The organism is Blastococcus sp. SYSU DS0539 (assembly GCF_054050855.1).
Window position 1 is genome coordinate 1 of the sequence record NZ_JBJHAF010000004.1, and the last position, 20,016, is coordinate 20,016.

Here is a 20,016-nt window from a genome sequence, read left to right on the forward strand (position 1 = left end):
GCTCGCAGATCAGCTCGGCCCGGTAGGCGGCCAGCGCCGACTCCGCCTGCTGGATCCGCCGCAGCTCCAGCGCGATCTCGGCATCGGTGCGGGCCGCGACCGGCATCGCCTCACCCAGCCGGGTCGGCCGCACCGAGACCCCCGGCGGGGTCAGCTCGGCCGGCCACGGCGGCACGTCCAGGACATCGACCGTCAAGCCGACCCCGAACCCACCACCTTCGAACACATGAGCGAACCTACCGGTGGGGTCCGACAGTTTCCCGAGGTCAGGCCCCGATCAGGAGCTCCGGTGCCACCGCTACCGGTGACCCGCGGGACGCCACTGCCGGCAGATCCGACCGCCACCGGGTGCCTGCCTGGAGGGCGGACTCGAGGGTGGTGGTCACGGGCACCCACCGGACCGGCGGGCTTCGTGGCGGACTCAGCGGCGGCGGCGCCGGACGAGCAGCATGACGATCAGGACGACGGCGGCGACCCCCGCGGCCGGGCCCGCGTAGCGCGCCATCGCGGCGCCGCCGGCCACCTCGAGCAGGTCGATCGGCTCGGGCTCGGCCTGCGCCGGCCGGGCCGACGGCCCGGTGCGGGGGACGCTCCGCAACGGAGCACCGGTGGCGGGCCGGTTCGGCGGGGCGGTGGTGCCCTTCGGCGGCGCGCTCGGCGCCTTCCCGGCGGGCGCGGTGTCGGCGTGCTCCGCCTTGGCCGCGGTCACGTTCGCCGCGGTCTCCTTCGCCGGCGTCTCGGTGGTCGCCGTCTCCTTCCCGGCCGCGGCCGGCGGAGCGGTGGCGGGGCCGGACGCGGCCTCGGACGCAGCCGGCTTCGCCGCCGCCTTCTTCGCCGGGGCCGCCTGCTCCGCCGCGGCGTCCTCCGTCGAGGCCGAGACCTTGTCGGTGGCCGAGGCGGCGGCCTTCTTCGTCGCGGCCGCGGCCTTCTTCGCCGCCGTACCCTCGCCGGCGGCCTGCTCCGCCGACGCGGCGACCTCCTCGACGGCGCCGGTGGTGGTCGCCGCCGCCTTCGCCGCCGCCGCCTTCGGTGCCGCACCCTCGTCCGCCGCGGCGCTCGCCCGCTCGGCGTCGCCCTGCGCATCGCCCTCGCCGAGCTGGGCGGCCAGCTTGTCCGCGAACTGCCCGAGCAGCTTGTTGCCGACGTCGGTCATCACCCCGCGGCCGAACTGGGCCGGCCGGCCGGTGATGTTGAGGTCGGTGAGGACGTCGACCCGCGTGATCGACCCCTCGGCGGCCAGCTTCGCGGTGACCACGGCGGCCGCGGTCCCGTTGCCCCGCTGGTCCTTGCCGCGGGCGTCGATGACCGCCCGGTGCGCCGCCTCGTCCTTCTCGATGAAGGAGGCCTTGCCCTGGTAGGTCAGGTTGATCGGGCCGAGCTTGACCTTCACCCGGCCGGTGAAGTCGTCGCCGTCGACGGAGTCCAGCGCCGCGCCCGGCATGCAGGGCGCGATCCGCTCGATGTCGAGCAGCACCCGCCAGGCCTCGTCGACGGGCACCGGGACGGTGAACGAGTTCTCCAGCTGCACTGCAGGACCTCCTGGAAGGGAGCGACCGGGCGGCGGGACGCCGCGACGGACGGTTGTTCTGACCGGCGGGAGCTCGACGCTACAGCCCGGCGGCGGCGCTCACCGCCCGGCGCGTCAGCACCGTGGCCAGATGCTGCCGGTAATCGGCCTGCGCGTTGAGGTCGCTGCTCGGATCGGTCCCGGCAGCGGCGTGCTGGGCAGCGGCCGCCACCGCGTCGGGGGTCGCCTCCGCGCCGGCCAGCGCCTCCTCGACCTGCCGGGCCCGGAGCGGGGTCGGCCCCATGTTGGTCAGCCCGATCCGCGCCTCGACGATCCGGCCGTCCTCCCGGCGCACCGCGGCCGCCACCGCCACGATCGACCACGCCTGGGCCACCCGGTTGAACTTCTCGTAGTGCATCCCCCACGACCCGGCGAGCTTGGGCAGCCGCACCTCGACGAGCAGCTCCCCCTCCTCCACCGCGGTGGTCAGGTAGTCGACGAAGAACTCCGTGGCAGGCACGGTGCGCCGCCCGCCCGGGCCGACGATGACGAACTCGGCGTCGAGGGCCAGCGCCACCGCCGGCAGGTCGCCGGCCGGGTCAGCGTGCACCAGCGCGCCACCGAACGTGCCGCGGTGGCGCACCTGCCGGTCGGCCACGGTCGCCGTCGCCTCGGCGACCAGCGGCGCGTACTGCCGGATCAGCGGATCGGCGAGGACGTCGGAGTGCGTCGTCATCGCGCCGACGACGATCGCGTCGTCCTCCTCCCGCACGCCCCGCAGCTCGGCGACCCGGGCCAGGTCGACGACGGTCTCCGGCGCGGCCAGGCGCAGCCGCATCACCGGGATGAGCGACTGCCCACCGGCGAGGACCTTCACGTCCTCGCCGCCCTCGGCGATGGCCTGCAGCGCCTCGTCGACGGAGGTGGGGCGGGCGTAGGCGAACGGGGCGGGGATCATGGCTCGACTCCTTCGTCGCTCTCGCGGATCACAGGGCACCTCCGGTGGTGGACGGGGCGTCGGAGGAGTCGACGGCCTGGGCGTTGGTGCGGGCCGTGGCGCGCTCGCCGCCGTCGCCGCCGTCGTGGATGGCCCGCCAGACGCGTTCGGGGGTCAGCGGCATGCGGATGTCGGTGACCCCCAGGTGCCGGACGGCGTCGAGCGCGGCGTTGACCACCGCCGGCGTGCTGGCGATGCAGCCCGCCTCGCCCACGCCCTTGGCGCCGATCGGGTTGCCGGGCGCGCTGTGCACGGTGTTGCCGGTGTCGAAGTGCGGCAGGTCGGAGGCAGCCGGCACCAGGTAGTCGACGAAGGTGCCGGTGGTGAGGTTGCCGTCGGCGTCGTAGACGGCCTCCTCGTACAGCGCCTGCGCGATGCCCTGGGCCAGGCCGCCGTGCACCTGCCCCTCGACGATCAGCGGGTTCACGATCGTGCCGACGTCGTCGACGCAGGCGTACTTGCGGATCTTCACGAACCCGGTCTCGGTGTCGACCTCCATCGCGCACAGGTGCGTCCCGTGCGGGAAGGAGAAGTTCTCCGGGTCGAAGGTCGCCTCGGCGTCGATCGAGGGCTCGACGCCCTCGGGGTAGTTGTGCGCGGCGAAGATCGCCAGCGCGATCTCCTGGATGCCCAGGCCGGTGCCCGGCGTCCCGCGCACGGAGAACTTCCCGGCCTCGAAGTCGAGGTCGTCCTCGCTGGCCTCGAGCAGGTGCGCGGCGATCTTCCGCGCCTTGGCGATCACCTTGTCCGCCGCCTTGACCACGGCGGACCCGCCGACCACCAGGGACCGCGAGCCGTAGGTGTCCAGGCCGCGGGAGGAGATCGCGGTGTCGCCGTGCAGCACCTCGACGTCCTCGAACGGCACCCCGAGGGAGTCCGCGACCAGCTGGCTCCACGCCGTCTCGTGGCCCTGGCCGTGCGGCGTCGAGCCGGTGACCACCTCGACCTTGCCGGTGGGCAGCATGCGGATGGACGCGTGCTCCCACCCGCCGGCGCCGAAGGAGAGCGAGCCCAGCACCCGGGAGGGGGCCAGCCCGCACATCTCGGTGAAGGTGGAGATGCCGATGCCCAGCTGGACCCGGTCGCCGGACTCCCGCCGCCGCTGCTGCTCGGCGCGCAGCTCGTCGTAGCCGAGCAGCTCCAGCGCCTGCTGCGTCGCGGCCTCGTAGTCACCGCTGTCGTAGGCGAGCCCGGCCACCGTGGTGAACGGGAACTCGTCGGCGTTGATCCAGTTCTTGCGCCGCAGCTCCAGCGGGTCCATGCCCAGCTCGACGGCGAGCTCGTCCATGATCCGCTCGATGGCGAAGGTGGCCTCCGGGCGCCCGGCGCCGCGGTAGGCGTCGGTGGGCACCTTGTTGGTGAACACCCCGTCGCACTCGAAGCGGTAGGCCGGGAACTTGTAGATGCCCGGGTACATGAACGCGCCCAGCGCGGGGACGCCTGGCGTGATCAGCCGCAGGTAGGCGCCCATGTCGGCCAGCAGCCGCACGCGCAGGCCCTTGAGGTTCCCCTCGCGGTCGGCCGCGATGTCCACGTACTGGATCTGGTCCCGCCCGTGGTGGGCGGTCATCAGCGACTCGCTGCGGGTCTCGGTCCACTTGACCGGCTTGCCCAGCCGCCGCGCGATCAGGAGGCAGAGGATCTCCTCCGGGTTGACCTGCAGCTTCCCGCCGAACCCGCCGCCGACGTCGGGGGCGACGACGCGCAGCTTGTGCTCGGGGATGCCGGTGACCATCGCCGCCATCACCCGCAGGATGTGCGGGATCTGGGTGGCCGACCACATCGTGTAGTTGTCGCCCTGCGGCTGGACGACGACCGAGCGCGGCTCCATGAAGGCCGGGATCAGCCGCTGCTGGATCAGCCGCCGGCTGACGACGACGTCGGCCTCGGCGAACGCCTGGTCGGTGTCCGAGCCGGTGCCCATCTCGCCGGCGTCGAAGACGAAGTGGTAGCTGGTGTTGGACTCGGTGTGGTCGTGGACGAGGTCGGCGCCGTCGGCGACCGCGGCCTCCATGTCCAGCACCACGGGCAGCGGCTCGTAGTCGATGTCGGCGAGCTCGACGGCGTCCTGGGCCGCGGTCTTGCTGCGGGCCACGATCACCGCGACCGCCTCGCCGACGTGGTTGACCTGGTCGACGGCGATCGACGGGTGCCCGGGGTTGACCATCTCCGGCGTGACCGGCCAGGCGCAGGGCAGCGAGCCCTGCTCCTCGGCGAGGTCCCGGCCGGTGAAGACGGCGATGACGCCGGGGGCCTCCCGCACGGCGCTGACGTCGACGTTCGTGATCCGCGCGTGGGCCACGGGTGAGCGGACGACCGCCAGGTGCAGCATCCCGGGCAGCACCATGTTGTCGGTCCAGGTGGTCTTGCCGGTGATCAGCCGGGCGTCCTCCTTGCGGCGGCGCGCCTTGCCGATCTCCTTCTCGGGCGCCGGGGTGCCGGTGCGCTCCTCGACGGCGGTCATGCCTGCCCCACCACGTGCGGCGCGGCGGCGGTGTCGACCTCGGCCGGCGCGACGGAGCCGTTGCCGCCCCCGCGCATCTCGGCGGCCGCCTGCTGCACGGCGCGGACGATGTTCTGGTAGCCGGTGCAGCGGCAGAGGTTGCCCTCGATGCCCTCCCGCACCTCGTCCTCGCTGGGGTCGGGGTTCTCCTTCACCAGGTCGAGGGACGCCATGATCATGCCGGGGGTGCAGTAGCCGCACTGGAGCCCGTGCATCTCGTGGAACGCCTTCTGCATGGGGTGCAACGTGCCGTTGCCGCTGCCGGCGCCGGCGACGCCCTCGATGGTCGTCACCTCGGCACCGTCGGCCTGGACGGCCAGCACGGTGCAGCTCTTCACCGCCTCGCCGTCGAGGTGCACGGTGCAGGCGCCGCAGTTGCTGGTGTCGCAGCCGACCACGGTGCCGACCTTGCCGAGCTGCTCGCGCAGGTAGTGCACGAGAAGGGTCCGGGGCTCGACGTCGTCGTCGTACGACGCCCCGTCCACCCGCACGCTGATCCGGGTCATCCGTCCTCCGCCTCGTTGCAGGGGGTCGATGCGCCCACGGTCGACCGTGGACCTGCCGCGGAGTCTGACCCGAAAGGAGTGACTTAGGCCACGCTTATCTGCACGGGAGGTCGAAGGACGGCGTGATCAGCGCGGTGCACCGGCCGCCGGCGACGTTGCAGCGGCGTTGCACCACCCCTCCGCGGCGGCGGTTCGTGCACATCTCGCCGGTGGTCAGCGGACGGCGGCCGGCTCCTCCGTCGCGGGCGCGGCGACCGGGGCCGCCGGGGCGGGCCCGGCGGCGGCCCGCTCCCGGCGCAGCAGGACGGCGGAGACCGCGAGCGGGACCAGCCCGGCGGCCGCCAGCGCGGCGCCGACGGCGCTGGGCGCCCGGTAGCCGAGGCCCGCGGCGATGACCAGCCCGCCGACCCAGGCGCCGAGGGCGTTGGCCAGGTTGAGGGCCGAGTGGTTGAGCGCGGCCCCGAGCATCTGGGCCTCCCCCGCCGTCTCCATCAACCGCAGCTGCAGCAGGATCGCCAGGGTCGAGCCGCTGACCGAGACCAGGAAGACCCCGGCCACCAGGCCGGGCACCCAGGACGCCACCACGGCGACCGCGGCGAGCAGCACCATGAGCGCCACCAGCGCGCCGACCAGCGAGCGGAACAGGGACCAGTCGCCCAGCCGCCCGGCCAGCGCCGTCCCGATGATCCCGCCGATCCCGTAGACGAACAGGACCACCGGCAGGGTGCCCCGGGAGAGCTCCGCGACGTCGGTGACGACGGGGGCGATGTAGCTGTAGAGCGCGAACATGCCGCCGAAGCCGACGACGCCGACCGCCAGGGTGAGCAGCACCTGCGGCCGGCGCAGCGCGCTCAGCTCCCCGCGGACCGTGGCGTCGGCCCGGCCCGGTGACGGCGGGACGACGACGAGCACGGCCGCCACGGTGGCCACGGCCAGGACGACGACCAGCCAGTACGCCGAGCGCCAGCCGGCCGCCTGACCCAGCCAGGTCGCGGCCGGGACGCCGGCGACCAGCGCGACGGCCAGCCCGAGCATCACAGAGCTGACCGCGCGGCCCCGGAGCCGAGGCGCGACCAGCGACGCGGCGACCAGCGAGGCCACGCCGAAGTAGGCGCCGTGCGGCAGGCCGGCGAGGAACCGGGCGCCCAGCAGCGTCGGGTAGCCCGGCGCCAGGGCGGTGAGCACGTTGCCGACCAGCAAGGCGCCCATCAGACCGACCAGCAGGGCGCGCCGGGGCAGGCGGGCGCTCATCGCCGCGATCACCGGGGCGCCGACCACGACGCCGAGGGCGTAGGCCGAGATGACGTGGCCGGCCGAGGGGATGTCGACCCCCATGCCCTCGGCGATGTCGGGCAGCAGGCCCATGGTCACGAACTCGGTGGTGCCGATCGCGAACCCGCCGAGCGCCAGCGCCACGATGGCCACGACGACCCGGAGCGGGCTCGCGGGTGGTCGGTCGGCGAGGGGTGCGGCGGTCACTCAGCAGCGAAGTCGTGAGCCGCCCTCAGCATTCCCGTCCCGGGCGGGTCAGCGTGCGCGGCCGGCCAGGCGCAGCCGGTGCAGGTGGGCGGCGACCGCCGTCCGCCGCGGCGAGCCGGCCGGCAGGATCCCCAGCAGCGCGTGCCACACACCGGGGTCGTCCCGGCCCTCGGGGAGCTGGCCGAACCGGAGCAGCAGCTCGGGGCGGTGGCCGGTCAGCACGGCCCGCCGGAGCTGCGCGGCGAGGCGGTCGCGGGCCGAGCGGACGCCCGGCGCGTGCGAGCCGGGGAGCACCGGGCCCGCGTAGCGCTCGAGCGCGGCCGCGACGTCGCCGCGGGCGAGGAGCCGGCGGACCTGCTCGGCGTCGGTGCGCAGCCGGCCGACCAGGCGGTACGGGCGGGAGGCGAGGAGGTCGGCGCCGACCAGCCGGCGCAGCCGGGACAGCTCGGCCCGCACGGTGACGGTGGCGGCGTCGCCGGCGTGGCACTCCGCGGCGAGCTGGGCGGCGTTGCGGCCCTGGCCGGAGGCCGCCGCCTCGGCCAGCAGGAACAGCAGCTCGGAGTGCCGGACCGACAGCTCCAGGGGTCCGGCGGGCAGCGTGAGCCGGGCACGCTCCCGGCCGAGGACCTCCAGGCGTGCCTCGGCCGGCGCCGGCGGAGCCGCTGCCGGACCGGCGGTCAGCCGCTCGCGGTGCAGCCAGCGCAGCTCCGACTCGACGGCGGCGACGGTCGCGCGGACCAGGGTGAGCACGTGCGGGCTGGCCACGGTGTCGCCGCCGGTGACGTCGATGGCCCCCAGCACCGCGCCGGTCACCGGGTCGTGCACCGGCGCGGCCGCGCAGCTCCAGGCCTGCACCGGAAGCCGGAAGTGCTCGCTGCCGTAGATCTGCACCGCGGAGTCGACCGCCAGCGCCGTCCCGGGGGCGTTGGTGCCGGCCACGTCCTCCGACCAGCGGGCGCCCTCGACGAAGTTCACGCCCTCCGCCTGCGCCCGCAGCTGCCGGTCGCCCTCCACCCAGAGCATGCGCCCCGCGGCGTCGGTGACCGCCACGATCATCTTGTCCGCCTCGGCGTCCTGGACCAGCAGCCGGCGGATCACCGGCAGCACCGGGGCGAGGGGGTGGGCCGCCCGGTAGGCGAGCAGCTCCGCGTCGAGCAGCTCCACCGGCGGCAGCCCGCCGCCGGGGTCCACCCCGCTGCCGAGGGAGCGGCGCCAGGAGTCGCGGACGACGGAGCGGACGACGTCGTCGGGGGGCAGCTCGCTGCCGCTCACCAGAAGCTCGTGCGCGGCCCGCAGCCGCCGGGTGCGGGCGGCGGAGGGCGCCCCGTCCGGCAGCGCCAGCCACGGGTTGACGGCGGTGGTCACCGGGTGGCCCGCGGGAGGTGGCTCATGGCACGGCCATCGTGACCTGTCCGCGCCCGTTCCACCAGTGATCCGCTTCCCGGGCTGCGGTGTCACCCCGCCGGGACGGGCTCCTCCTGGACGGCGGGCAGCTGCCACGGCCGGACGACGGCGGCCAGGACGACGAGCGCCAGGGCCAGCGCGGTGACGACGACGATCCCGATCGCGACCGCGTCGTTGCCGAGCAGGCCGACGACCGGGGAGACCGCCGCGCCGACGCCGAACTGGATCGCGCCGAGCAGGGCCGCCGCGCTCCCGGCGGCCTCGCCGTGCCGGGACAGCGCCAGCGCCGGGGCGTTGGGCAGCGCGAGCCCGCAGGCGAACAGCACCGCCCACAGCGACCCGGTGACGCCGACCAGGCCTCCGGTCCCGGTGCCGGCCAGCACGACCAGCGCGGTACCGGCGAGCGCGCCGGCCACCGTCCCGGCGACGAGCAGCTGCTGGGGCGACCAGCGGCGCAGCAGCAGCGGGTTGAGCTGGGTGGCGGCGATCAGCCAGAAGGCGCCGGCGCCGAACAGCAGCCCGAACTGCTGCTCGTCCAGCCCGAAGTCACGCTGGTAGACGAACGAGGAGCCCGACACGTAGCTGAACAACCCGGCCATGGTGAGCCCGGCGACGAGGACCAGCCCGACGTAGGTGCGGTCGCGCAGCAGGCCGCGGTAGATCCGCAGTGTGCCGCCGACCCCGGCGCTGCGCCGCCGCTCCGGGGGCAGGGTCTCGCGCAGCGTCGCCCAGCCGACGACCAGGAGCAGCAGGCCGTAGCCGGCCAGCACCGCGAACACCCCGCGCCAGGTGGTGAACCGGAGGATCTCCCCGCCGATGGTGGGCGCCAGGACCGGCGCCGCGCCGAGCACGAGGAACAGCCGGGAGAGCATCGTCGCCGCGGCCCGCCCCTCGTACAGGTCGCGCACCACGGCGAGGGCGATGACCGCACCGGAGGCGGCGCCGACGCCCTGCAGCACCCGCAGCCCGCCGAGGACGGCGATGGTCGGCGCGACGAGCACGAGCAGCGAGGCGATCACGTGCAGCGCGGTGCCGGCGAGCAGCGGCCCGCGCCGGCCGTACGCGTCCGACAGCGGCCCGAGCACCAGCTGGCCGAGAGCCAGCCCGATCAGCGTGCCGGTGAGGGTCAGCTGGACCGTCGCCGAGGTGGTGAGCAGGTCGCTGGTGATGCTGGGCAGCGCCGGCAGGTACATGTCGATCGTCAGCGGTCCGAGCGCGACGAACGCGCCCAGCGTCAGGGCGGTGCGCGCGGCGCCCGGCCGCGCGGGTGCCCCGGCGGCCGCCGGCGCGGTCATCGGCTCCTGGCCGGCGGTCCGGTCCTGGGTGGCGGTCTGGTCCTGGGTGGCGGTCACGGTGTCCCCGTCGATCGATGTGGCGCGGGACCCACGCTGGTCGGACCGCAGTACGGCGACGACAAGGCGCGCGGCCCGGCGGGCATTCCGCCGTCCGGCGAATTCCCCCGACGGGTCAGCGGGGCGGGCGCACCGGCAGCAGGGCGCACGGATCCCGGGCGCGCAGCGCCCCGGCCCACAGCCCGGCTCCGTAGCCGAGGTCGTCCAGCCGCCGGGCCAGCCCGTGACGGACCGGTCCGATCCGGTCCCGGTGCGGCCACCAGGCGACCAGCGCATCCGCGGCGGCGGCGGCCAGCAGCCACCGCCGCGCCCGCCGCGACGCGACGGCGGCGACCGCGGCCACCGGCCAGTGGTGCCGGGTGGCGGCCCGGGCCAGCGACTGCCCCGATGCGGCCAGCCCCCGCACCGCCAGGCCCGCGGCGAGGCCGACGGGCACCGGCTCCCCCGGCAGGGCCAGGCGGCGGGCCAGCCGGACGCCGGTGGCCCCGAGCAGGGCGAGACCGGCCGGCCTCCCCCACCGGCCGCCGCCGAGCAGCAGCGCCCAGGTCAGCGCCGTCTCCGGAGCGATCACCAGCGGCGACACCGCGCCTCCGTGCCGGGCGGCGAGCAGCGCCGCCCCGGTGCCGTAGAAGGCCCGGCGGCGCAGCCAGTCGGCCAGGCGCGCGGGGTGCTGGTGCGCGACCTCCGCGGCCGGCTCGTAGCGCACCCGCCAGCCGGCTGCGGTCAGCCGCCAGACGAGGTCGACGTCCTCGGCGACCCGCAGGCCCTCGTCGAACCCGGCGCCCAGGGCCGCCCGGCGGACCAGCAGCGCGGCGCTCGGCACGTAGGACACCCCGGACAGCGGCCGGACCGCCGCCGGCCGCGGCCCCATGTCCAGGGCGCCGGCGACGTCCTCGTAGGCGCTCACCGGACCCCGGGGACCGCCGGGCAGCGGCCCGATCCGCGGGGCGACGACGGCCAGCCGCGGATCGGCCAGGTGCGGGCGCAGCCGGGCCAGCCAGCCGGGCCGGGGGACGCAGTCGGAGTCGAGGAACGCGACCAGGTCGGTGCCGGCCGCGGCCAGGCCGGCGTTCCGGGCGGCGGCGGGCCCCCGGGAGACCTCGGCGCGCAGCACGCGGACCCCGTCGGCGGCCACCGGCACCCTCGACCCGTCGTCCACCACGACCACCGGCAGACCGGCGGTGCCGGGGTCGGCGCGCAGCGCCGCGAGCAGCCGGGCCAGCGCCGCCGGCCGGTCCCGGACGGGGACGACGACGGTGACGCCCGCCCCGTCGGGGTCCGGCGTCAGGTCCGGGTGCGCCAGGCCGGCGTCGAGCAGCCGGGCGGCCAGCGCGGCGCTCGTCGCGTCCCGCACCTCGAGCCGGTCGCCGGGCAGCAGCGCGGCCGCGCGCGGGGCCAGGCGCAGCAGCCGCAGCGGCGAGCCGCCGAGCAGGGTGGCTCCGCCGTCCCGACGGCGGACACGGGGGTCGAGCCGGACGGCGAACCCGTCGGGCAACCGGTCGCCGGGCGGGATCACGCCCGCGCCAGGACCTCGTCGGTGGTGGCCAGCGACACCAGCGGCGCGTAGCCGGCCATCACCTGCAGGGCGCGCTGGTGCTCGTCGTCGCCGGCTCCGGCGCAGGCGTCGGTGACCACGCGCACGTGCACCCCGGCGTCGGCGGCCGGCAGCACGGTGGAGATGACGCAGCAGTCGGTGGCCACGCCGGCGACGGTGAGCGGGCCCTCCCCGACGACCGCGGCCAGCTCCGGGCCCCACTTGCCGAAGGTGGTGGCATCCACCACCGGGGCGCCGCCCGGGTCCTCGACCATCTGGTAGCAGGGCGCATCCGGTGGCTGCAGCGCGAAGTCGTACTGCGCGTAGTACTCCTTCCACCCGCCGGCCGGCTCGGCCGGCGCGAGGAAGCGGGTCCACACCACCCGGTCGCCGAAGGCCTCGACCAGCCGGCGGACCCGCGGCCGGATCTCCTCGAACCGCGGCGCCGTCCAGGGCGACGACTCGTCGCCGAAGACGTGCTGCAGGTCGACGACGACCAGCCAGCCCTCCTGGCCCGCGGTTGCCCCGCTCATCCCGTCCGCCCCCGTGCTCGCGATCGAAGTCCGGACCCGGCCCGGTTCCGCCCATGGACCCTAACCGCGGCGGCCGGACCGCGCGGACGGACGGCGGGGCGCCCGCCCGAGCCAGACCCCGGACCCATGTGGTTAGGTCACCCTTACCTGGTCCTCGAGGAGTTCGCATGCTCGTCCGTCCCGCCCTCCGCGGCGCCGCCACGCTCGCGGCCGCCGCCCTCGTCGTCACCGGCTGCGGCTCCGGCGACGAAGCCGCCCCCTCCGGTGGCGAGACGACCGGCACCCCGTCGTCGTCGGCGTTCCCGGCCACCGTGGAGACCGCCTTCGGCGACGTCACCGTCGAGGAGGAGCCGACCCGCGTCGTCGCGCTCGGCTGGGGCGACGCCGAGACGGCGCTCGCGCTCGGCGTGCAGCCGATCGGCGCCAGCGACTGGCTCGGTTTCGGCGGCGAGGGCGTCGGCCCGTGGGCCGAGGGGCGCTACGACGAGGCGCCCGAGATCATCGAGACGATCGAGCCGAGCTACGAGGCGATCGCCGCACTGGAGCCCGACCTGATCCTCGACACCAAGTCCGCCGCCACCGAGGACCGGTACGAGGCGCTGAGCGCCATCGCCCCGACCATCGGCCAGCCCGAGGGCGTCGGCCCGTACCAGACCGGCTGGGAGCGGCAGCTGGAGATGATCGGCCAGGCCCTCGGCAGGAGCGAGGAGGCCGAGGAGCTGCAGGCCGAGGTCGACCAGGCCTTCGCCGACGCCGCCGCCGAGCACCCCGAGTTCGAGGGCACCGAGGTCGCCGTCGGCGCCTTCACCTCCGAGGGCTTCGGCGCCTACGTGCGCGGCGACGCCCGCGTCGACTTCATGGAGCAGCTCGGCTTCGAGAACAAGGCCGCGATCGAGGAGCTGGCGACGGAGAACTTCTTCGTCCCGGTCAGCGAGGAGCAGCTCTCGCTGCTCGACGCCGAGCTCACGGTCGCCTTCCCGATCTTCGTCGAGGCGTCGGAGTTCACCTCCAGCCCGCTGTGGCAGACGCTGGACTCGGTGCAGGACGGCCGCGCCGTCGTCCTCGAGGACCCGGACCTGATCAGCGCCTTCTCCAGCGGCTCGCCGCTGGGCATCCAGTACGCGCTGGAGAACGCCGTGCCGCAGTTCGCCGAGGCGCTCGGCTGACCGGCGCACTCCGCCCTCCGGCGCGGCGGCTCCGGGGCACTCCTACCCCTGGAGCCGCCCCGCGTCGTCGATCCGCCAGGACCGCGCAGCGGCGGCCAGCCGGTCGACCAGCCCCTCGAGCAGCCGGGCACCCTCCGTCGCGCCGGCACCGGCCGGATCCCCCAGGACCCCGTTCGGGCTGACCGCCCGGACGCCCTCGGCCCGCAGCCGTGGGAGCAGCTCCCCGATCGGCGCAGTCTCGCCCGCCGCGGCCCGGTCCCGCCGCACCCCGTCCGGTTCCACGTGCAACATCAGCGACGTCTCGGTCCGGCCGGCGTGCGCGTCGGCGCCGGCGAAGGCGCACGGGAACCAGGCCACGTCCCGCCCCTCCGACCGCACCCGCGGCACCGCCGACCGCAGCGCGTCGAGGTTGCCGCCGTGGCCGTTCACGAGGAGCACCCGCCCCGCCCAGCGGCAGGCCGAGCGCCCGTACTCCACGAGCAGGCCGGTCAGCGCCTCGGTGCCGAGCGAGATCGTGCCGGGGAAGTCCTCGTGCTCGCCGCTGGCCCCGTACGCCAGCGCGGGGGCCAGCAGCGCACCGTCCAGCAGGTCGGCGGCCGCCTCGGCGGCCGCCGTGGCGAGGACGGTGTCCGTGGCCAGCGGCAGGTGCGGGCCGTGCTGCTCGACCGCGCCCAGCGGGACCACCAGCAGCGGCCGCTCGGGCAGCTCCGGCCACACGGCGCCGGCCAGGGAGGGCATCGCCGCAGCGTAGCCAGGACGGGACGGTTGGCAGACTCGCCGGGCATGAGCACCCGACCCACGCCCCGCCGGTGCCCGTGCGGAACCGGCCTGCCCTACGCCGAGTGCTGCGGGCCGCGGCACGACGGATCCGCCCCGGCGGCGACCGCCGAGCAGCTGATGCGCTCGCGCTACAGCGCCTTCGCCGTCGGCGACGCGGCCTACCTGCTGGCCAGCTGGCACTCCACCACCCGCCCGCCGTCGGTGGAGCTGGACCCGGGGGTGCGCTGGACCGGCCTCGACGTCCTCGCCACCACCGGCGGGGGGCTGCTCGCCGCGGAGGGCACGGTGAAGTTCCGGGCGCACTGGCGGTCCGGCGGGGAGTCCGGCGACCAGCACGAGGTCAGCCGGTTCGCGCGGGAGGACGGCGCCTGGCGCTACCTCGACGCGGGGTGAGGGTGTCGGGCCGCCCCCCGGTGGGCACGAGCCGGGCATGAGCGCAGAGGACACCCGCAAGGTCGCCGAGCTGATCAAGGGGGAGCGCTTCGGCTTCCTCACCACCATCGCACTGGACGGCAAGCTGACCAGCCGGCCGATGACGCTGCAGGAGGTCGAGTTCGACGGGGACCTGTGGTTCTTCGCCGAGCGCGGCTCGCACCCGGTGGCGCACGTCGCGGCGTCCCCGCAGGTCAACGTCGGCGTCGGCTCCGGCGGCACCTGGGTGTCGCTGACCGGGCACGCCCGCGTGGTGGAGGACACCGCCAAGAAGAAGGAGCTGTGGAACGGCGCCGTCGAGGCGTGGTTCCCGAACGGCCCCGAGGACCCCGACGTCGTGCTGATCAAGGTCGAGGGCGACTCGGCGGAGTACTGGGACAGCCCCGGCGGTCGCCTGGCCACGGCGTTCAGCTTCGTGAAGGCCAAGGCCACCGGTGAGCGCATCGACTCCGGCGACAACAAGAAGGTCGACCTCTAGTCGGAGGCCGCCCCGCGCCGGCCCCGGAGGGCCGGCGCGAGGGGATCAGCGCAGGTCCAGGCCCGCCAGGGGGGACTCGTCGCAGATCTTGGCGGGGGGCAGCGCGGGCATCCCGAGCAGCGTGGGCTGGCCGCGGACCGGGCCCGTGTGCGAGTGGTCCACGGAGCTCCGGGGGGCCACCAGCTCGACGTCGCGGGCGGCCAGCGCCGTCTCCCCGTAGCCCTGCACGCACTCGGGATCGGGGCCGTCCAGCGGCAGGCCGGTGAAGAACTTCGCCGCCATGCAGCCGCCCCGGCAGGCGTCGAAGTGCGCGCACTTGGTGCACGCGCCGCCGGTCTGCGGGCTGCGCAGGTCGGCGAACAGCTCCGAGGACTGCCACACCCGCTGGAAGCCACCTTCGTCGCGGACGTTGCCGGCGAGGAAGTTCTCGTGGATGGCGAACGGGCAGGCGTAGACGTCGCCGACCGGGTCGATCAGGCAGACCACCCGCCCCGCACCGCACAGGTTCAGCCCCGGCAGCGCCTCGCCGAACGCGGACAGGTGGAAGAACGAGTCGCCGGTGAGCACGTCGTCGCCGTTGGCCAGCAGCCACTGGTAGAGGTCGCGCTGCTGGGCCTGGGTGGGGTGCAGCTGGTCCCAGACGTCGGCCCCGCGGCCCGAGGGGCGCAGCCGGGTGATCCGCAGCTGGGCGCCGAAGGAGTCGGTGAGCGCCTTGAACGCGTCGAGCTGCCCGGCGTTCTCCCGGGTGACGACGACGGAGACCTTGAAGTCCTTCATCCCGGCCTCGGCCAGGTTCTCCAGCGCCCGGATGGCGGTGGCGTACGAGCCGGTGCCGCGGACGCGGTCGTTGACCTCGGCGGTGGCGCCGTCCAGGGAGATCTGCACGTCGACGTAGTCGGTGCGCGCCAGCTGCGCGGCCCGCGTCTTGTCCAGCTTGATGCCGTTGGTGGAGAACTTGACGCCGACGTCGTGGCCGATGGCGTAGTCGAGCAGGTGCCAGAAGTCCGGCCGCACCGTGGGCTCGCCGCCGCCGACGTTGACGTAGAAGACCTGCATCCGCTGCAGCTCGTCGATGACCGCCTCGGCCTCGGCGGTGGAGAGCTCGCGCGGGTCGCGCCGTCCCGACGAGGACAGGCAGTGCGCGCACGCCAGGTTGCAGGCGTAGGTGAGCTCCCAGGTGAGGCAGATGGGGGCGTCCAGGCCGTACTCGAACTGGTCGATCAGGCGGCCGCCGACCGGGCGCTCCGGTACGGCGGGACGGGACGGCAGGACGGCGGTCACGGGGTCTCCCGGGGTTCGATCATCTGCGAGCGGGCGAGGTCGGCCAGGGCCTTCTCGTAGGCGGGGCGCTGCGCCTCGCTCACGCCGCAGGCGGTCAGCGTGGCGGTCGCGCTCGGATGCTCCGCGAGCGCCTCGACGACGGCGACCAGGGTCTTCGACTTCAGGAAGGACAGCTTCCGGTTGCCGAAGTGGTAGACGAGCGCGCCGAACGGCTCGGGCCGCAGCGCGACGGATCGGGCCCGGCGCCAGGGCAGCTCCGCGTCGAACGCGCAGCTCCCCCGGGTCGCCGGGCCGGCCGGGGCGTCGATCAGTACACCCCGCACATGCCGTCGATGGAGACCTCCTCGACGAGCGACTCCTCGACGAGGGCCTCCTCGGTGGCAGGCGCCTCGGGGGCGGCCTCGACGTGGGCCAGGTCGGTCTGGGTGGACTCGGGCATGGGGGCCTCCGTGAACGCGGTCACATGGTCGTGGCGGACGTTAGTGACACCCGGTGCCAGGAGCAACAGCGGGACTCCGCGTGTCCGCCCGCCGGTCCCTGCCCGCCCCCCGGGCAGAATCGCGGACGTGGCGGATGCGAGGACGGCGCCGGCCGCGCTGCCGGCGGGGCGCGCCCGCGTCGAGCGCGCGGCCCTGGACCTGTTCACCGTCCGCGGTTTCGAGGACGTCACCAGCGACGAGGTCGCCGACTCCGCCGGCATCAGCCGCCGGACCTTCTTCCGGTACTTCCCGACCAAGGCCGACGCCGTGTGGGGCGACTTCCCCGGGCACGTCGCCCGGCTCGCGGGCCTGCTGGCCGCCGCCGACCCCGCCCAGCCGGTGCTCACCTCGGTCTGCGCCGCCTACGTCGAGGTCAACGACTACCCGGACGCCGAGCTGCCGCTGCTGCGCGAGCGCATGCGGCTGATCCTCACCGAGCCGGCGCTCCTGGCGCACAGCCAGCTGCGGTTCGCCGAGGTCGACCGCGTGGTCGCCGGGCACGTGGCGGCCCGGACCGGGACCTCGCCGGCCGGGCTGCTCCCCCGGCTGGTCGCCGCGAGCACCCGGGCGGCGGCCACCACCGCGTTCGAGGCGTGGCTGGCCGACGAGGACTCCAGCCTCGCCGCGCACCTGCGCCTGGCCCTCGACGAGATGGCGGCCGGCTTCCCGAGCCTCCGCTCCTGAGGCGCCCGGTGTGGCCACGGTCTCACCTCCGGCAGTAGCCTGGCACTCAGTGCCACCGGCCGTCGGGCCGGCCCGCCAGCCCGGTCGACCGGGCGCCGACTAGGAGGTCACGATGGCCAACGCATGGTTCGAATCGGTCGCCGAGGCGCAGCGGCGCGCGAAGAAGCGGCTGCCCAAGGGCGTGTACGGCGCGCTGGTCGCCGGCTCGGAGCGGGGGCTGACGCTGGAGGACAACCTCGCCGCCTTCGCCGAGCTCGGCTTCGCGCCGCACACCGCGGGGCTGGCCAACGAGCGGAACATGGGCGTGACCGTCATGGGCCAGTCCATGTCGATGCCGATCATGATCAGCCCCACCGGCGTGCAGGCCGTCCACCCCGACGGCGAGGTCGCCGTCGCCCGCGCCGCCGCCGCCCGCGGGGTGGCGATGGGCCTGTCCTCGTTCGCCAGCAAGCCGATCGAGGAGGTCGTCGCGGCCAACCCGCAGACGTTCTTCCAGATGTACTGGGTGGGCACCCGCGAGGAGATGCTCGGCCGCATGGAGCGCGCCAAGCGGGCCGGCGCGGTCGGCATGATCGCCACCCTCGACTGGTCCTTCGCCTACGGCCGCGACTGGGGCAGCCCGTTCATCCCGGAGAAGATCGACTTCGAGGCCGCCCGGAAGTACGCGCCGCAGGTGCTGGTCAAGCCGCGCTGGCTGCTCGACTTCGCGCGGACCGGGAAGATCCCGGACCTCAAGGTGCCGAACATGGTGGCGAACCCCGGCGACGACGCCCCCACCTTCTTCGGCGCCTACGGCATGTGGAACGCCTCCCCCATGCCCACCTGGGAGGACGTCGCCTGGCTGCGCGCGCAGTGGGACGGTCCGTTCATGCTCAAGGGCGTCATGCGGGTCGACGACGCCAAGCGCGCCGTCGACGCCGGCGTCACCGCCATCTCGGTGTCCAACCACGGCGGCAACAACCTCGACGGCACCCCGGCCTCGATCCGCGCGCTGCCGGCGGTGGCCGAGGCGGTGGGCGACCAGATCGAGGTGCTGCTCGACGGCGGCATCCGGCGCGGCGGCGACGTCGCCAAGGCCCTCGCCCTCGGCGCGAAGGCCGTCATGATCGGCCGCGCCTACCTGTGGGGCCTCGGCGCGAACGGGCAGGCCGGCGTGGAGAACGTCCTGGACCTGCTGCGTGACGGGCTCGGCTCGGCGATGGTCGGGCTCGGCCGGCCGAACGTCTCGGACCTGTCCCGGGACGACCTGGTCGTCCCGCCCGGCTTCGAGCGCCAGCTCGGTGACGTCGCCGTGGCCAACGCCACGCTGGGCACCTCGCCGGCCCGCACCCGCCACCGCGAGGCCTGACCGGCCGGCCCCGCCGGGGTTCAGCGGCCGGGCCGGCCGCTCACACCCGGACGGACCGGACGATGCGGTCGGGGCGGACGCGGACCAGCGAGACGCCGTCCAGCCAGCGCCGGAGGACGCCGGTCGGGTCCTCGATCCGGAACGCCGTCCCGTCGGGCCGCCGGACCCGCAGGTCCGCGGTGATCTCGACGTAGCCGTCCCCGAGGACGTCGTCCAGCCGGCGGGGACGGCCGTCGACCACGACCTCCGGCTGGGGGAGCAGCGTCCCGGCCAGCCGGCGGCCGGCTCGGCCCCGGCGCGCCACCAGCGGGCCGCGGGGCAGCGGCGGCGTCCGGCTGTCGGTCGCCAGCCGGGCCACCGCCGGGATCCGCCGGACGGCGGCCAGCACGGCCCGACGGGCGACGGCGCCGCCGCGGCCGCCACCGGTCATCAGCGCGCCCAGCAGCAGCGCGACCCGGATCAGCGCGCGGGCGTGCTGCTCGCGCTCGGCCTGGTAGGTGGCCAGCAGCGTGTCGGACGCTTCTCCGCGCAGCACGGCGGCCAGCTTCCAGGCCAGCTGGTGGACGTCGCGCAGCCCGAGCCCCAGCCCCTGACCGACGAACGGCGGCGTGAGGTGCGCGGCGTCGCCGGCGAGCAGGATCCGCCCGTCGCGCCAGCGATCGGCGACCTGCGCCCGGAACGTGTACGCGACCGCGCGCAGCACCTCGACGTCGGCCGCGCCGGCGACGGGCGCCAGCAGCGACGCCAGCCGGGCCGGGTCGGCCAGCGCCTCGGCGGTCTCCCCCCGCGCCAGCCGGAACTCCCAGCGGTAGCGGTCGCCGGTGACCGGCATGAACGTCGCCGCCCGGCGCGGGTCGCACACCTGGTGCACCCCCGGCCAGACCGGCAGCGGCTCGGCCGACCGCGCATCCACCACGAGCCAGCGGTCGGCCGGGCCGAGGTCCTCCATCCGGGCGCCGATCAGCTCCCGCACGGTGCTGTTGGCGCCGTCGCACCCCAGCACGGCCGCCGCGCGGACGGACCGTTCCGCTCCGGTCGCCCGGTCGGCCACCCGCACGGTGACCCCCGTGCCGTACTGCTGCAGCCCGATCACCTCGGCGCCGCGGCGCACCTCGATCCCGGGCGTCGACGCCGCCGCCCCGTCCAGCACCGCCTCGAGGTCGGGCTGGTGGACGAACGACCCCTGCGGCCAGCCGTGCATCCCGGCGTCCGGGGCGCGGCGGAACTCCGCGAGCACCCGGTGCCCGCCGTCCAGCAGCCGCAGCCCGGCCATCGGCCGGCAGAGCGCGGCGACGTCGTCGGCCACCCCGGCGGCCTGCAGCACCCGGAAGACCTCGTCGTCGAGGTGCACCGCACGCGGCAGCGGGTAGGGCGCCGCGTGCCGCTCCAGGACGACGACGGCGAGCCCCCGGCGGGCCAGCAGCAGGGCCGCGGTCAGCCCCACCGGGCCGGCGCCGACCACGACCACCGGGGCGCCCGACACCTCGCCATCATCCCCGACTCCCGCTGCCCGTTGCACCACGACGGGACAACGTTGCATCCTCTGTGCCCGA

20 protein-coding genes are annotated in these 20,016 nt (G+C 75.5%); 5 read left to right on the forward strand and 15 right to left on the reverse strand.

The genetic code is table 11. The features are described from left to right. From ACI790_RS06210 to ACI790_RS06255, 10 genes are all read right to left on the reverse strand, one after another. The coding region (locus tag ACI790_RS06210) for a hypothetical protein (RefSeq protein ID WP_456568920.1) at positions 1-196 on the reverse strand (196 nt) is incomplete at its 3' end. Between the two features lie 225 nt (positions 197-421). Further along, on the reverse strand, positions 422-1,528 hold the full coding sequence (locus ACI790_RS06215) for an SRPBCC domain-containing protein (RefSeq protein ID WP_456568921.1): 1,107 nt from the start codon (positions 1,526-1,528) through the stop codon (positions 422-424). Positions 1,529-1,607: 79 nt separating this feature from the next. After that, entirely contained in the window at positions 1,608-2,465 is an 858-nt protein-coding gene (locus ACI790_RS06220) for an FAD binding domain-containing protein (RefSeq protein ID WP_456568922.1), read from the reverse strand. 28 nt (positions 2,466-2,493) lie between these two features. Next, the gene (locus ACI790_RS06225) at positions 2,494-4,968 is read right to left on the reverse strand and encodes a xanthine dehydrogenase family protein molybdopterin-binding subunit (protein ID WP_456568923.1); all 2,475 of its coding nucleotides are present in this window, start codon (positions 4,966-4,968) and stop codon (positions 2,494-2,496) included. Then, positions 4,965-5,513, reverse strand: a complete 549-nt coding sequence (locus tag ACI790_RS06230) for a (2Fe-2S)-binding protein (RefSeq protein WP_456568924.1) — start codon at positions 5,511-5,513, stop codon at positions 4,965-4,967. Before ACI790_RS06230 ends, ACI790_RS06225 begins: the two co-directional genes overlap by 4 nt. 213 nt (positions 5,514-5,726) lie before the next feature. Beyond that, a complete protein-coding gene (locus ACI790_RS06235) occupies positions 5,727-6,992 on the reverse strand; it encodes an MFS transporter (protein WP_456568925.1) in 1,266 nt (421 codons plus the stop codon). 48 nt (positions 6,993-7,040) lie between these two features. After that, positions 7,041-8,357 carry a GAF domain-containing protein gene (locus ACI790_RS06240; protein ID WP_456568926.1) on the reverse strand — a complete coding sequence of 439 codons (1,317 nt, stop codon included), beginning with the start codon at positions 8,355-8,357 and terminating at the stop codon, positions 7,041-7,043. Between the two features lie 89 nt (positions 8,358-8,446). Further along, positions 8,447-9,748, reverse strand: a complete 1,302-nt coding sequence (locus tag ACI790_RS06245) for a multidrug effflux MFS transporter (RefSeq protein WP_456568927.1) — start codon at positions 9,746-9,748, stop codon at positions 8,447-8,449. Positions 9,749-9,863: 115 nt separating this feature from the next. Then, a complete protein-coding gene (mftF, locus tag ACI790_RS06250) occupies positions 9,864-11,264 on the reverse strand; it encodes a mycofactocin biosynthesis glycosyltransferase MftF (protein ID WP_456568928.1) in 1,401 nt (466 codons plus the stop codon). Next, positions 11,261-11,815 (reverse strand): cysteine hydrolase family protein, encoded by a 555-nt coding sequence (locus tag ACI790_RS06255; protein WP_456568929.1) that lies wholly within the window; start codon positions 11,813-11,815, stop codon positions 11,261-11,263. The genes mftF and ACI790_RS06255 overlap by 4 nt, the downstream gene beginning before the upstream one ends. A gap of 167 nt (positions 11,816-11,982) precedes the next feature. Between ACI790_RS06255 and ACI790_RS06260 the strand changes: the two genes are divergently transcribed. Next, positions 11,983-12,981: an iron-siderophore ABC transporter substrate-binding protein gene (locus ACI790_RS06260; RefSeq protein ID WP_456568930.1), complete on the forward strand. Its 999-nt coding sequence runs from the start codon at positions 11,983-11,985 to the stop codon at positions 12,979-12,981. A 42-nt stretch (positions 12,982-13,023) separates the two neighbouring features. On the opposite strand, the gene mftE is transcribed toward ACI790_RS06260, so the two are convergent. Next, on the reverse strand, positions 13,024-13,719 hold the full coding sequence (mftE, locus tag ACI790_RS06265) for a mycofactocin biosynthesis peptidyl-dipeptidase MftE (RefSeq protein WP_456568931.1): 696 nt from the start codon (positions 13,717-13,719) through the stop codon (positions 13,024-13,026). A gap of 45 nt (positions 13,720-13,764) precedes the next feature. Here mftE and ACI790_RS06270 point away from each other — a divergent pair, with 45 nt between their 5' ends. Continuing rightward, on the forward strand, positions 13,765-14,154 hold the full coding sequence (locus ACI790_RS06270; protein ID WP_456568932.1) for a YchJ family protein: 390 nt from the start codon (positions 13,765-13,767) through the stop codon (positions 14,152-14,154). A 37-nt stretch (positions 14,155-14,191) separates the two neighbouring features. Continuing rightward, entirely contained in the window at positions 14,192-14,671 is a 480-nt protein-coding gene (locus ACI790_RS06275; RefSeq protein ID WP_456568933.1) for a pyridoxamine 5'-phosphate oxidase family protein, read from the forward strand. Between the two features lie 45 nt (positions 14,672-14,716). On the opposite strand, the gene mftC is transcribed toward ACI790_RS06275, so the two are convergent. From mftC to mftA, 3 genes are read right to left on the reverse strand one after another with little or no spacing between them, the layout of a single operon-like run. Then, positions 14,717-15,952 carry a mycofactocin radical SAM maturase gene (mftC, locus tag ACI790_RS06280; protein WP_456568934.1) on the reverse strand — a complete coding sequence of 412 codons (1,236 nt, stop codon included), beginning with the start codon at positions 15,950-15,952 and terminating at the stop codon, positions 14,717-14,719. After that, entirely contained in the window at positions 15,949-16,275 is a 327-nt protein-coding gene (gene mftB / locus ACI790_RS06285; protein ID WP_456568935.1) for a mycofactocin biosynthesis chaperone MftB, read from the reverse strand. Before mftB ends, mftC begins: the two co-directional genes overlap by 4 nt. Next, positions 16,260-16,391: a mycofactocin precursor MftA gene (gene mftA, locus ACI790_RS06290; protein ID WP_456568936.1), complete on the reverse strand. Its 132-nt coding sequence runs from the start codon at positions 16,389-16,391 to the stop codon at positions 16,260-16,262. The genes mftB and mftA overlap by 16 nt, the downstream gene beginning before the upstream one ends. Before the next feature lie 127 nt (positions 16,392-16,518). On the opposite strand from mftA, the gene ACI790_RS06295 reads away from it, so the two are divergent. Both ACI790_RS06295 and mftD read left to right on the forward strand, forming a co-directional pair. Next, entirely contained in the window at positions 16,519-17,115 is a 597-nt protein-coding gene (locus ACI790_RS06295) for an acyl-CoA-like ligand-binding transcription factor (RefSeq protein WP_456568937.1), read from the forward strand. Positions 17,116-17,227: 112 nt separating this feature from the next. Next, on the forward strand, positions 17,228-18,463 hold the full coding sequence (gene mftD, locus ACI790_RS06300; protein ID WP_456568938.1) for a pre-mycofactocin synthase MftD: 1,236 nt from the start codon (positions 17,228-17,230) through the stop codon (positions 18,461-18,463). Positions 18,464-18,503: 40 nt separating this feature from the next. Here mftD and ACI790_RS06305 read toward each other — a convergent pair whose 3' ends face one another. Continuing rightward, on the reverse strand, positions 18,504-19,946 hold the full coding sequence (locus tag ACI790_RS06305) for a bifunctional 3-(3-hydroxy-phenyl)propionate/3-hydroxycinnamic acid hydroxylase (RefSeq protein WP_456568939.1): 1,443 nt from the start codon (positions 19,944-19,946) through the stop codon (positions 18,504-18,506). Positions 19,947-20,016 lie beyond the last annotated feature (70 nt).